General features: G+C 66.8%; 11 protein-coding genes and 1 pseudogene. All 12 read left to right on the top strand.

Translation table 11 applies throughout. The features are described from left to right. Positions 1–851: 851 nt before the first annotated feature. Positions 852–1,766 (top strand): LysR family transcriptional regulator, encoded by a 915-nt coding sequence (locus AC1D2O_RS19105; protein WP_478093552.1) that lies wholly within the window; start codon positions 852–854, stop codon positions 1,764–1,766. Between the two features lie 161 nt (positions 1,767–1,927). Beyond that, positions 1,928–3,301, top strand: a complete 1,374-nt coding sequence (locus AC1D2O_RS19100; protein ID WP_478157715.1) for an SLC13 family permease — start codon at positions 1,928–1,930, stop codon at positions 3,299–3,301. A 39-nt stretch (positions 3,302–3,340) separates the two neighbouring features. Continuing rightward, on the top strand, positions 3,341–5,023 hold the full coding sequence (mdcA, locus tag AC1D2O_RS19095) for a malonate decarboxylase subunit alpha (RefSeq protein ID WP_478157714.1): 1,683 nt from the start codon (positions 3,341–3,343) through the stop codon (positions 5,021–5,023). A gap of 14 nt (positions 5,024–5,037) precedes the next feature. Further along, positions 5,038–5,370, top strand: coding sequence for a malonate decarboxylase acyl carrier protein (gene mdcC, locus AC1D2O_RS19090; protein WP_478094777.1), 333 nt, complete (start codon positions 5,038–5,040; stop codon positions 5,368–5,370). Beyond that, on the top strand, positions 5,367–6,245 hold the full coding sequence (locus tag AC1D2O_RS19085; RefSeq protein ID WP_478094779.1) for a biotin-independent malonate decarboxylase subunit beta: 879 nt from the start codon (positions 5,367–5,369) through the stop codon (positions 6,243–6,245). The genes mdcC and AC1D2O_RS19085 overlap by 4 nt, the downstream gene beginning before the upstream one ends. Before the next feature lie 14 nt (positions 6,246–6,259). After that, positions 6,260–6,961: a biotin-independent malonate decarboxylase subunit gamma gene (locus AC1D2O_RS19080; protein ID WP_478157713.1), complete on the top strand. Its 702-nt coding sequence runs from the start codon at positions 6,260–6,262 to the stop codon at positions 6,959–6,961. Positions 6,962–6,976: 15 nt separating this feature from the next. Beyond that, positions 6,977–7,660, top strand: coding sequence for a malonate decarboxylase holo-[acyl-carrier-protein] synthase (mdcG, locus tag AC1D2O_RS19075; protein ID WP_478093766.1), 684 nt, complete (start codon positions 6,977–6,979; stop codon positions 7,658–7,660). After that, positions 7,657–8,520 (top strand): triphosphoribosyl-dephospho-CoA synthase, encoded by an 864-nt coding sequence (locus AC1D2O_RS19070; RefSeq protein WP_478093767.1) that lies wholly within the window; start codon positions 7,657–7,659, stop codon positions 8,518–8,520. The genes mdcG and AC1D2O_RS19070 overlap by 4 nt, the downstream gene beginning before the upstream one ends. Then, complete coding sequence (locus tag AC1D2O_RS19065; RefSeq protein WP_478093769.1) at positions 8,517–9,425, top strand: acyltransferase domain-containing protein; 909 nt, start codon at positions 8,517–8,519, stop codon at positions 9,423–9,425. The genes AC1D2O_RS19070 and AC1D2O_RS19065 overlap by 4 nt, the downstream gene beginning before the upstream one ends. A gap of 121 nt (positions 9,426–9,546) precedes the next feature. Next, entirely contained in the window at positions 9,547–11,445 is a 1,899-nt protein-coding gene (gene acs / locus AC1D2O_RS19060; RefSeq protein ID WP_478157780.1) for an acetate--CoA ligase, read from the top strand. Positions 11,446–11,541: 96 nt separating this feature from the next. After that, positions 11,542–12,086: pseudogene (gene ppa, locus AC1D2O_RS19055) on the top strand (inorganic diphosphatase). Then, positions 12,083–12,346, top strand: a 264-nt coding sequence (locus AC1D2O_RS19050) for a nucleoside monophosphate kinase (RefSeq protein WP_478157712.1), incomplete at its 3' end; no start/stop codon positions are given. The pseudogene ppa and the gene AC1D2O_RS19050, both read left to right, overlap by 4 nt.

Genomic DNA, 12,346 nt, shown 5'->3' with positions numbered 1-12,346 from the left:
ATGGCGAACGCCGACGAAGGCATCCTTTATGCAGACGCTGGCGTATAGACATCCCCGCATTCGATCGCATTGACTTCATCGCCCGGTCCGACGAGATGGCATTGAGCCCCTACTTCGAACAACTCGTGCTGCAGCGTCGCCACACTCCGGGCGTCGACCTCGTGAGCCGGTTGCTGCGAACAAATTGCGGTGCTGCGGCTTCGCTAGGGGCGAACCAAGCGCGCTTGGGGCGGTAGGCGTGGTGCAGCCAGGCAGATCCCTTCGCAAGCCTCTTGCATCCGTGTTTCGAGGAGTTTCTGACTCGCGGCGCGTGGGCATCGTGGCCCTGGCCAGGCGGCTGCTCATCGCGCTGTGGCGCTATCTGGACCGCGGCGAAATCCCGACTGGGGCCGAACTCAGGCCGCCTGCCGTTTGAGCCTCGCACCACTCGGCACGGATTGAATCGTCATGATCGAAGGTCGGCGCGCCCACAGTATCGTTGGGTCACCTCAGCGTGACCGCCAGCATGCGGTGCGGGGATATTGCACGACCCGCACGGATAGAAGGTCGTCCGAGCACACTGGCTCGAACGCCGATCACACCCCCACCTCGAATCAAGACAAATCGAAACCGTGCCGCGCAGCGGAGAGGGGGTCGACATGAAATCCTTCTAACCGACGCCATCGAAGGTGTCTTGACCATTTGGTTCACATAGAAGCGATAGTGCGCCCACTCGGCTGTCCGCAGTGGCACGCTGAGTACCGTGCATCTCAGCCTTCTCCGGGCTTTGGACCTACACCACGGAATGGGACGCGACCGCCAGCCGCCCTTTTCGAGTTTCACTTAGGATCGAGCTTCTAAGGCAGGCCGTCATGCACCTCCACGTCAACGAAGAGATCACATTCCGCAGGCTCGAGATCCTCTTGGTCTTCATGGAGACCGGCAATCTCTCGCGCGCGGCCGAGATCCTCGAGATCAGCCCTGTCAGCGTCCACCGCGCCTTGCATGCGCTCGAAACAGGGCTGCGCTGCGCCCTGTTTCGGCACGAAGGCCGCAACCTGCACCCGACCGAGGCCGCGCAAGCCTTGGCGGAGGTTGCCCGGGACGTGCTGCGCGCGATGGCCGAGGGCGTGCGTTCGACGCGCGAAGTGGCGGGCTATTCGGCCGATCGCATCCGCATCGGGTCGCTGTATTCCCTGACCAATCGCACGGTGCCGACGCTGGTCATGGCGATGAAACTGCGCAAGCCCGACATCCAGACCGAACTCGTCCTGGGCTCCAACGCCGACCTGCTGCAGAAGCTGCGTGACGGCGCCATCGATGCGGCGCTGATGGGCACGCCCGACGCGGCCCCAGACCTCGAGTCCGAACCCCTGTTCGAGGACGACATCTACTTCGCCGCGCCTTTGGGTTCGCGCTATGCGTCGATGGAACAGGTGGACCTGGCCGCCTGCGCCCATGAGCGTTTTGTCACCCTGAGCGAAGGCTTCGTCACCTACAGCGGCTTCGTGGACTCGTTTCGCGTGGCTGGCTTTACGCCCCACGTGGTCATGAAGACCGGCGACATCTTCTCCCTGATGAACCTGGTGGACGGTGGCGTCGGCTGCACTCTGCTGCCGGGGCGCGTGCGCTCGGTGATGCCGCAAAGGGTGCAACTGATTCCGCTGCAGTCCCGGTACCTGATGCGCCAGACCATCTCGCTCAATTTCCTGCGCACGCGCGAACGCGATCCCAACCTGCTCGCGCTGCTCTCGGTCTGCCGCATGGCGAAGGCGGACCTGGGCTGAGCATCCACGAGATCGATGCTCGGGTTAACCCTCGATCGTTTCAGTTCGCGTAAAGGTCAGCCACGCCGCTTAGTTGATCGTTCCGTAGGGGGTGCGTACTGTTCGTACCCAGACGTGCTGGCACCGCGTGTCGAACCCAAACACCTCCCGGAGACGCATTGATGAGTTCTCATTGGATTTCGATTTACGCCCTGATCGGCATGTTCGTGCTCGCCACCGTGCTGCCGATCAACATGGGCGTGATCGCCTTCGTCGGCGCGTTCCTGGTCGGCACGCTGGTCGCCGGCATGAACGCCAAGGCCATCATGGGCGGCTTTCCCGCCGACCTGTTCCTGACACTGGTCGGCATCACCTACCTCTTTGCGCTCGCGCAAAACAACGGCACGATCGACTGGCTCGTCAAACTCGCAGTGCGCGCGGTGCGCGGGCGCATCGCGGCCATTCCGTGGATCATGTTCTTCATCGCCGCGTTGCTCACCGCGGTGGGCGCGGTCAGCCCGGCGGCGGTGGCGATCATCGCGCCGATCGCGCTGGGATTCGCGGCCAAGTACGGCATCAACCCGCTGCTCATGGGCCTGATGGTGGTGCACGGCGCGCAGGGCGGCGGCTTCTCCCCGATCAGCATCTATGGCGGCATCACCAACAAGATCGTGGCCCGGGCCGGCTTGCCGCTCAGCGAGATGGCGACGATGATGGCCAGTCTCGGTGTCAACCTGGCGGTCGCGCTCCTGCTGTTCTTCCTGTTCGGCGGGATGAGGCTAGTTCGGCAGAAGGCCGACCACACAGGCGCCATGCCGACCGTGCGCCGCGTCGCCCATGGACAGGGCGGTGCGCAGGTGTACGGGGATGCGGAAAGCGAGTCGTTCGCGGAAGAGCGGCGCACCGCCAACCCTGACAACGATTCGCTGATGGACGCGTCGCCGGCAATCCCTGCCGAGCAGGGCTCGCGCCTCTACCAGATCGCCACCGTGCTGGGCCTGCTGGCACTGGCCGTGCTGACGCTGTTCTTCAAGCTTGACATCGGCTTCGTCTCGATCACCATCGGCCTGCTGCTCACGCTGATGGCGCCCAATCTGCAGAAGCGTGCGCTGGGACAGGTGTCGTGGCCGGAGATCATGCTGATCGTCGGCGTCAGCACCTATGTCGGCGTCATGGAAAAAATGGGGACGATCGATTTCGTCGGCCACAGCGTGGCGGGCCTCACCTCCCCGCTGATGGCAGCACTGCTGCTGTGCTTCGTCGGCGCGGTGGTGTCCGCATTCGCCTCATCGACCGCCGTGCTCGGCTCGTTGATTCCGCTGGCGGTGCCCTTCCTGCAAGGGGACACCGGTGTCAGTGCGATCGGCTTCATCGCGGCGATGGCCGTGTCCTCCACCATCGTCGACGTCAGCCCGTTCTCGACCAACGGCGCGCTGGTGTTGGCCAACGCGAAGGGCGTGGACCGCGATGTGTTCTTCCGCCAATTGATGATGTATGGCGCCCTCGTGACGGTGGTGGCCCCCGTGGTGGTGTGGCTTCTCTTCGTGGTGCTGTAAGGCGCCGCTTTCAATGACTTCACTCAACCCATTCAACCCATGAACTCCAGCTCCTGGACCACCAGGGCCGATGACCGCGCCGCCCGGCTGGCGCGCGCGGCCGCCGCACTCGGCACGCGGCTCGCCGGCAAGCAAGTCGCAACAGAGGCCATCGGCACGCTGCTCGAAGCGGTGCTTGCGCCCGGCGACCGCGTCTGCCTCGAAGGTAACAACCAGAAGCAGGCCGATTTCCTCGCGCAGGCCCTCGTGCAGGTCGATCCGCAGCGCGTGCACGGCCTGCACATGGTGCAGTCGGTGCTAGCATTGCCGGAACATCTCGACGTGTTCGAGAACGGTGTGGCCTCGCGCCTGGACTTCAGCTTCTCGGGGCCGCAGGGCGCGCGCCTGGCCAAGCTGGTCTCGGGCGGGCGCATCGAGATTGGCGCGATCCACACCTACCTCGAGCTGTTCGCGCGCTACTTCGTGGACCTCACGCCCAAGGTGGCGCTGGTCGCCGCGCATGCGGCCGACGCCGAAGGCAACCTCTACACCGGCCCCAACACCGAAGACACGCCGGCCATCGTCGAGGCCACGGCGTTCTCGGGTGGCATCGTGATCGCGCAGGTGAACGAGCTGGTGGACGGCCAGCGCACGACCTTGCCGCGCGTCGACATCCCGTCCGATTGGGTCAGCTTCGTGGTGAAGGCGCCGCGGCCGAATTTCATCGAGCCGCTGTTCACGCGCGACCCGGCGCAGATCAGCGAAGTGCAGATCCTGATGGCAATGATGGCGATCAAGGGCATCTATGCCGAATACGGCGTGCAGCGCCTGAACCATGGCATCGGCTTCGATACCGCGGCGATCGAGCTGCTGCTGCCGACCTACGCCGAGTCGCTTGGGCTCAAGGGCCAGATCGCGAAGCATTGGGCGCTCAACCCGCATCCGGCCCTGATCCCGGCGATCGAGGCCGGCTGGGTCGAGTCGGTGCACTCCTTCGGTTCCGAACTCGGCATGGAGGACTACATCCGGGCCCGCTCCGATGTCTTCTTCACCGGGCCCGACGGCAGCCTGCGCAGCAACCGGGCCTTCTGCCAGGCAGCCGGCCACTACGCCTGCGACCTATTCATCGGCTCGACCCTGCAGATCGACCTCGACGGCAACAGCTCGACCGCCACGCTCGGGCGCATCGCCGGCTTCGGCGGCGCGCCCAACATGGGCGCCGACGCGCGCGGCCGTCGCCATGGCAGCCCGGCCTGGCTCAAGGCCGGGCGCGAGGCGCGCGAGGGCCGCCGCGGCGCCGCGGGCACGCCGCGCGGCCAGAAGCTGGTGGTGCAGATGGTCGAGACTTTCCGCGAACACATGCAGCCGGCTTTCGTCGACCGCCTCGATGCCTGGACCTTGCAGGAGCAGGCCGGCATGGACCTGCCGCCCATCATGATCTACGGCGACGACGTGACCCACATCCTGACCGAGGAAGGCATCGCCAACCTGCTTTTGTGCCGCACCGACGCGGAGCGCGAGCAGGCCATCCGCGGCGTGGCCGGCTACACGGCGGTGGGCCTGGCGCGCGACCGGCGGGCGGTCGAGAACCTGCGCGACCGAGGCGTGATCCGCCGGCCGGAGGACCTGGGCATCGACCCCCGACAGGCCACGCGCAACCTGCTGGCCGCACGCAGCATGCGCGACCTCGTGCGCGCCTCGGGCGGGCTGTACCAGCCGCCCAAGCGCTTCAGAAACTGGTAGCAGGAGATTCAACGATGAGCGACGTTCCCGCAGGGCTCGAAACCCTGGACTTTTTCTTTGCCGGTGTCCGGCCCGCGGGCGCTTTTGCGCCGGTGCTGGTCGGCGTCGTCGGGTCCGGCAACCTCGAGGTGATGCTCGAGGCGACCGACGACAATGGTTGCGCAGTGCGCGTCGAGACCTCCGCGCGCGGCTTCGGGCCGATCTGGCAGGCCGTGATGAACGACTTCCACGCGCGCCATCCACTGGGCGGCGTGCGCGTCTCGATCAACGACATGGGCGCCACACCTGCGGTGGTGAGCCTGCGGCTCGACCAGGCAGTGGCCGAGATCAGCGGAGGCCGACCATGATCAGCTATGCGGAATGCTCGGCGCGCGAGCGTCTTGCCCTGCTGCTCGACCCAGGCAGCTTTCACGAATGGCTGCCGCCGAGCGAACGGGTGACAAGCCCGCACCTGGCGCAGCTTGGCGTGCCTTCGGCCTTCGATGATGGCGTGGCGGTCGGTCGCGCGACGCTCGATGGGCGCAGCGTGTTCGTGGCGGCCCAGGAAGGTGCGTTCATGGGAGGTGGCGTCGGCGAGGTGCACGGGGCCAAGCTGGTCGGCCTGCTGCAGCGCGCGCTGCGTGACCGGCCTGATGCCGTGCTGCTGCTGGCCGAGTCGGGTGGCGTGCGCCTGCACGAGGCCAACGCCGGTCTGATCGCCGTGTCGGAAGTTATGCGCGCGCTGCTCGACGTGCGCGCCGCGGCCATCCCGGTGATCGTGCTGATCGGCGGCGCCAACGGCTGCTTCGGCGGCATGGGCATCGTCGCACGCTGCGCCGATCACATCGTGATGAGCGATGTCGGACGGCTCGCCATGTCGGGCCCCGAGGTCATCGAAGCGTCGCACGGCGTCGAGGAATTCGATTCGCGCGACCGGGCGCTGGTCTGGCGCACCACCGGAGGCAAGCATCGCTGGCTCATCGGCGACTGCGACAACCTGGTCGAAGACGATGTTGCCGCCTTTCGCGAGGCGGCCATCGCCGCTATCGGCCAAGCGAAGCCATTGACCCTGGCAGCACTCGAAGACGAGCACGCATTGCTCACCAGTCGACTGCTCGCCCTGCCGGCCGGGGACACCGGCGGCGATGACGCGGTGCTGCTGTGGCGCGCACTTGGTGTCGTCGATGCTGAGCAGGTGCCGGATTTGTCGGTCAACGCCGTGCGTTCCCTGCGCGTCATCTAACCCAGGAGTACTCCATGCAGTGGAATTCCCTTGTCACCCAGCTCTTTGGCTCCTACCACGGCATGCGCGCCGCGGGCGACTTCCTCCAGGGCGAAGTGATGTTCGATGGTGCGCCGCTCACGGTGATCGGCACCACGAACCATGCGCCGATCGGCGTCAGGCTAGCGCTCGCCCAGGCGCGCGTGGTGCTCGATACGATCACGCAGCATCCCGGCCGAGCGATCCTGCTGCTCATCGACACCCAAGGCCAGCAGCTGCGTCGACGCGACGAGTTGCTCGGCATCAACCGGGCGATGGCGCATCTTGGCGCAACCATCGACCTGGCGCGACGACGCGGCCATTGCGTGATCGGGCTGGTGTATGACCAGGCCCTGTCCGGCGGCTTCATCACCTCGGGGCTGATCGCCGATGCTTGCTATGCCTTGCCGGACGCCGAGATCCGGGTGATGCGCATACCCGCGATGGCGCGCGTGACAAAGCTGCCCGAGGAGAAACTCGCCGCGCTGTCGCAGTCCAACCCGGTGTTCGCGCCCGGCGTGCAGAACTACGTGGCGATGGGCGGCGTGCGTGCGCTCTGGCAGGGGGACCTGCAGGCCGCGTTGCGCGACGCGCTGGCTCATACGCCGACCGAAGACCTGCGTGCGCGCGATGGCGCCAAACGCGGCGGACGCCAGCTGGCCGCCCCTGTCGTGCAGCGCGTGCTGGACGCGGCCTGAAGACCGCCGCGCGCCATGGCCCGCCTGCGACGCCATCAACTTGCCCGGCTCACCGACGCCGGCTGGCACACCCTCCTGCAACGACCCTGGGACGTGCAGGCGCGCGCGTGCCTGACGCACTGGGCGATGCAACGACTGCCGCTCGTGGTAACGCGCCAGCCGCTTGATGCCGTCCCTGACGGTTGGATCGCGTTGGGCCTTCCGGCTCCGACGCCCTGGGACCGGCGCCGGCTCGCGCTGCGAGTACCGCTCGCCGCCGTGCATCGCTTCGACGAGTTTCCCCGCCTTGCCGCAGTGCAGGCGCTGCTGCCGCCGTCGGCGCAGCGGCGGCTGCGCGAGCTCTTGGACGCGCTCGACACCGGTGGCGCGACAGCCCACGTCTTCGGCAGCTACGGCTGGCAGACGATCAGCGGCCTCACGCACGTGCGGCCGGAGTCCGACCTCGATCTCTGGGTCGCCGTCGACGGGATCGGTCAGGCCGATGCCGTCGCGCAGGTACTCCAGTCCTTCGGCGACACACGACCTCGGCTGGACGGCGAACTCGTCTTCCGCGACGGTGCCTCGGTTGCCTGGCGCGAATGGATCGAATGGCGTGCCGGACGCGCGCGTGCCGTGATGGTCAAGCACCTGGACGGCGTGACCCTGCAGCGCGACTCCGCATGGTGCGGCCGCGCGATGTTGGCGGAACCGATGGCATGAAGACCTCCGCGCTCCGCATGCGCCGGCAACCGCACCTCACGCCCGCCGCAATCGGGCGCGCCGCCACGCTCGCACTGCACGACGAACTCGCGCTAACGCCCAAGCCGGGACTTGTGACCTTGATCGACCGCGGCAGCCACGACGACATGGACGCGCACACCTTCATGCGCAGCCTGTTCTCGCTGCGCCGCTACTTTGCACAGATCGCGGAAGCCGGATCGGGGCTCGCGGCGTTCGCCGTACTGGAGCAATGCGGCATCGAAGCGGAAGCACGCATGCTCGCAGCCACCGGCGGCATCAACACGCATCGTGGGGCTGTCTTCATGTTGGGGCTGCTGTGCGCCGCGGCGGGCGCGACCCTGCGCGAGGAGGGCGGTGCATTGCGACCGGATGCACTGCGTGGTGCCTTGCGCTGTCATTGGGGCGCTGCGCTCGCCGGGCGCAGCCAACGCGCGTCGGCCTTGCCCGGCGGCATAGCCGCGAAACGTTTCGGCCTGCGCAGCGCATCCGAAGAAGCGGCACTCGCCTTCCCGGTGCTGTTCGATACGGCGCTGCCCGCGCTGACCGCGGCACTGGCCCGCGGCCTGACGACGCAGCAGGCACGACTCGACACGCTGTTCCACACCATGGCGGCCCTGGATGACAGCAATCTCGCGCACCGCGGCGGTCTCGCCGGCCTACGCTACGCGCAGCGCACGGCGCAGGCGTTCCTGGACCGGGGCGGTGTCGCCCGTCCCGACGGACTGCAGGAGGCGCACGCCATTGCGGGCGAGTTCGTGGCACGGCGCCTGTCGCCCGGCGGCGCGGCCGACACGCTCGCCGCAGCCTGCTGGATCACGCGCGTGTGTGGCGGCGCATGAGCTTCGCGCTGCTGTTTTCCGGCCAGGGCCACCAGCATCCCGCGATGCTGCCGTGGTTGGCCGCCGATTCCATCGTGCACGACATGATCGCGCGCCTCGGCGTCGAGGACTGGCGAGGCGCACTGGCCGATCCGGCCTGGGCCGAACGCAATGACCACGCGCAGACCTTGCTGACCGGCCTCGCGCTCGCCGCGTGGAACCAACTCGCACCCCTCGTGGCGCCTCCGACGGCCATCGCGGGCCACAGCGTCGGGGAACTGGCCGCTTTCAGCGCGGCCGGCGTGCTCGAAGCCGAAGCCACCCTCGCGCTGGCGCAGCAGCGTGCCGCGGCCATGGATGCCTGTGCGGCGCAAGCCCCCGGCGGGCTGCTGGCGGTCACCGGTCTTTCCCGGCCCAGGGTGCAATCGCTGTGCGTCGAAACCGGCCTCGCCCTCGCGATCCGCAACGGCCCGGACAGCGTGATCCTCGGCGGGCCGAGCGCCGCATTGGCGCAGGCGCAGCGCACCGCCTTGCTCGAGGGTGCACAGTGCACACGGCTGCGCGTCAACGTCGCTTCCCACACGCCGTGGATGCGCGAGGCGGCGGACCGCTTCGCACGGACCCTCGAAGGCGTTGCCTTTCAGGCACCGCAAGTCGCGCTGTTCAGCAATGCTGCGGACCGCATCCGCGATGCAGCGTCTGCGCGTAGTGCCTTGGCCGCGCAGATCGCCACCACTGTCCGCTGGGACGAGTGCATGGACAACGTCATGGCCCGACAGGTCCGCTGCGTGCTCGAGATCGGGCCCGGCCAGGCGCTGGCGCGCATGTGGAACCAGCGCTACCCCACCGTCCCGGCGCGCGCCTGCGACGAATTTCGCAGCGCCGCTGCGATCGCCGCCTGGTTGGTCCGCCATGACGACCCTTGACCCCCTAAGTTTCGACGCCCTAACCCCTATCCGACCCTCCAGGAGATTCACCGTGAGCTCGAACGAAGCAAAGACCCGACTGATTCCGGCCCCCGACTGGAAAGACGCTCATGTTCCCGGCATGGCGGCCTACGACCAACTCGTCGCCGAAGCAGAGGCCGACTACAGCGGCTATTGGTCGCGCCTCGCGCGCGAGTTCCTGAGTTGGAAAACGCCGTTCACCCAAGGGCTCGACGACAGCCAGGCGCCCTTCTTCAAATGGTTCGAGGATGGCACGCTGAACGTGTCCCACAACTGCCTCGACCGCCAGGTCGAGCGCGGCTTGGGCGACAAGACCGCGATCATCTTCGAAGCCGACGACGGGAAGGTCACGCAGGTCAGCTACCGCGAGTTACTCGCACGCACCTGCCGCATGGCCAATGCGCTGAGGACGCACGGCGTGAAGAAAGGCGACCGCGTCGTCATCTACATGTCGATGAGCATCGAGGGCGTGGTCGCCATGCAGGCCTGTGCGCGCATCGGCGCCACGCATTCGGTGGTGTTCGGCGGCTTCTCGGCGCAGAGCCTGCGCGACCGCATCCAGGATGCCGGCGCCGTGATGGTCATCACCGCCGACGAACAGGTGCGCGGCGGAAGGCAGCTGCCGCTCAAGGCCATCGTCGACGATGCCATCGCGCTGGGCGGCTGCGAGAGCGTGAAGAGCGTCATCGTCTACCAGCGCACCCGCGGGCCAATCGGCTGGGAGCCATCGCGCGACCGCTGGCTGCACGAAGAGACGCAAGGCCAGCCAGAGACCTGCGAACCCGAATGGGTGGGCGCCGAGCATCCCCTGTTCGTCCTCTACACCTCTGGGTCGACCGGCAATCCTAAGGGCGTTCAGCATTCCAGCGGCGGCTACCTGCTGCATGCGGTGCTGACCACCAAGTGGACCTTCGACCTGAAGCCGGACGACGTGTTCTGGTGCACCGCCGACATCGGCTGGGTCACGGGCCACACCTACATTGCCTACGGCCCGCTGGCATTGGGTGCGACCGAGGTCGTGTTCGAGGGCGTGCCCACCTACCCCGACGCGGGCCGCTTCTGGAAGATGATCCAGGACCACAAAGTGAGCGTGTTCTACACCGCGCCGACGGCCGTCCGCTCGCTGATCAAGGCAGCCGAAGGCAACGAAGCCGTGCACCCGAAGCGCTACGACATGTCGAGCTTGCGCATCCTGGGCTCGGTCGGCGAGCCGATCAATCCGGCAGCCTGGGAATGGTTCCATGAGAACGTCGGCGGCAGCCGCTGCCCGATCGTCGACACTTTTTGGCAGACGGAGACCGGCGGCCACATGATCACTCCCCTGCCGGGCGCCACGCCGCTGGTGCCGGGTTCCTGCACCCTGCCCTTCCCGGGCATCGCAGCGGCCATCGTCGACGAGACCGGCACCGACGTGCCGAATGGCCAGGGCGGCATCCTTGTGATCAAGAAGCCCTGGCCGAGCATGATCCGCACGATCTGGGGCGATTCGGAGCGCTTCAAGGCAAGCTACTACCCGCCCGAACTCAAGGGCTTCTACCTCGCGGGAGACGGCGCGATCCGCGATGCGAAGACCGGCTATTTCACGATCCCCGGGCGCATCGACGATGTGCTCAACGTCTCGGGCCACCGCATGGGCACCATGGAGATCGAGTCCGCGCTGGTGTCGTACACCGCCCTCGTCGCCGAAGCGGCGGTGGTTGGGCGCCCCGACGACACCACGGGCGAGGCGATCTGCGCCTTCGTCGTACTGAAGCGCGCTCGCCCGACAGGGGACGAAGCGAAGAAGATCGCCAACGAGCTGCGCAACTGGGTGGCCAAGGAGATCGGCCCGATCGCCAAGCCAAAGGACATCCGCTTTGGCGACAACCTGCCCAAGACGCGCAGCGGCAAGATCATGCGCAGGCTGCTGCGGTCCGTCGCCAAGGGCGAGGCCATCACACAGGACACCTCGACCCTGGAAAATCCGGCAATTCTGGAGCAGTTGGCCCAGAGGAATTGAATCTGTCGATGTGGCCTCGGGCGCGACCGAGGATCTCTCGAAAGTATGCCGCGAGTTTTTGCTCTGTGAAAGTTCGCCTACCCATCAATCAACGACATCTCATGCCGTTTCGCAAAATATCCCCCCGGCAAAAACATCCCCGACGCCTTCAACGTCGTGATCGAAATCCCGATGAATGCCGACCCGATCAACTACGAAGTCGACAAGGAATCGGGTGCGATCTTCATCGACCGCTTCATGACCACGGCAATTTACTAACCGGCCAACTCCAGCCACATGCCGCAGACGCTCTCGGGCGACGGCGACCCCGTCGACGTGCTGGTGATCGCGCCGTATCGGCTGCTGCCGGGGGTCGTGGTGCCATGCCCCCGCTCGGCATCACGATGATGGAAGACGAAGCCGGCGTGGACGGCAAGGTGCTCGCCATGCCCACCGACAGGGTGCTGCCGATCTACAGCCACTGGAAGTCGGTCGACGGCGTGATGCGCCTGAAGGCCATCGGCCACTTCTTCGAGCACTACAAGGAACTGGCAGCCGGCAAGTGGGTCAAGGTGCTGGGCTGGGAAGGCATCGACGCCGCCAAGAAGGAAGTCGTCGACGGCATTTCGCGCAACATCCAACGCAGGCCGGAGACACCATGAGACTGATTTTGTTGGGCGCCCCCGGGGCAGGAAAAGGCACGCAAGCGGCCTTCATTTGCCAGAAATACGGCATCCCCCAGATCTCGACCGGCGACATGCTGCGCGCCGCCGTCAAGGCCGGCACGCCGCTCGGGCTGCAGGCCCAGGCCGTCATGGCATCGGGCGCGCTGGTGAGCGACGACCTGATCATCAACCTGGTCAAGGAGCGCATCGCGCTGCCTGACTGCGCCCAGGGCTTTCTCTTCGACGGCTTCCCGCGC

It is taken from the genome of Variovorax sp. P1_G12, from assembly GCF_056405555.1.
This window is presented reverse-complemented; position numbering and strand designations above follow the sequence as displayed.

What these genes read in the sequence shown, in the direction of transcription:
- AC1D2O_RS19105 (WP_478093552.1), top strand. Translation starts at nt 852, where the DNA reads ATGCACCTCCACGTCAACGAAGAGATCACATTCCGCAGGCTCGAGATC.
- AC1D2O_RS19100 (WP_478157715.1), top strand. Translation starts at nt 1,928, where the DNA reads ATGAGTTCTCATTGGATTTCGATTTACGCCCTGATCGGCATGTTCGTG.
- mdcA (WP_478157714.1), top strand. Translation starts at nt 3,341, where the DNA reads ATGAACTCCAGCTCCTGGACCACCAGGGCCGATGACCGCGCCGCCCGG.
- mdcC (WP_478094777.1), top strand. Translation starts at nt 5,038, where the DNA reads ATGAGCGACGTTCCCGCAGGGCTCGAAACCCTGGACTTTTTCTTTGCC.
- AC1D2O_RS19085 (WP_478094779.1), top strand. Translation starts at nt 5,367, where the DNA reads ATGATCAGCTATGCGGAATGCTCGGCGCGCGAGCGTCTTGCCCTGCTG.
- AC1D2O_RS19080 (WP_478157713.1), top strand. Translation starts at nt 6,260, where the DNA reads ATGCAGTGGAATTCCCTTGTCACCCAGCTCTTTGGCTCCTACCACGGC.
- mdcG (WP_478093766.1), top strand. Translation starts at nt 6,977, where the DNA reads ATGGCCCGCCTGCGACGCCATCAACTTGCCCGGCTCACCGACGCCGGC.
- AC1D2O_RS19070 (WP_478093767.1), top strand. Translation starts at nt 7,657, where the DNA reads ATGAAGACCTCCGCGCTCCGCATGCGCCGGCAACCGCACCTCACGCCC.
- AC1D2O_RS19065 (WP_478093769.1), top strand. Translation starts at nt 8,517, where the DNA reads ATGAGCTTCGCGCTGCTGTTTTCCGGCCAGGGCCACCAGCATCCCGCG.
- acs (WP_478157780.1), top strand. Translation starts at nt 9,547, where the DNA reads ATGGCGGCCTACGACCAACTCGTCGCCGAAGCAGAGGCCGACTACAGC.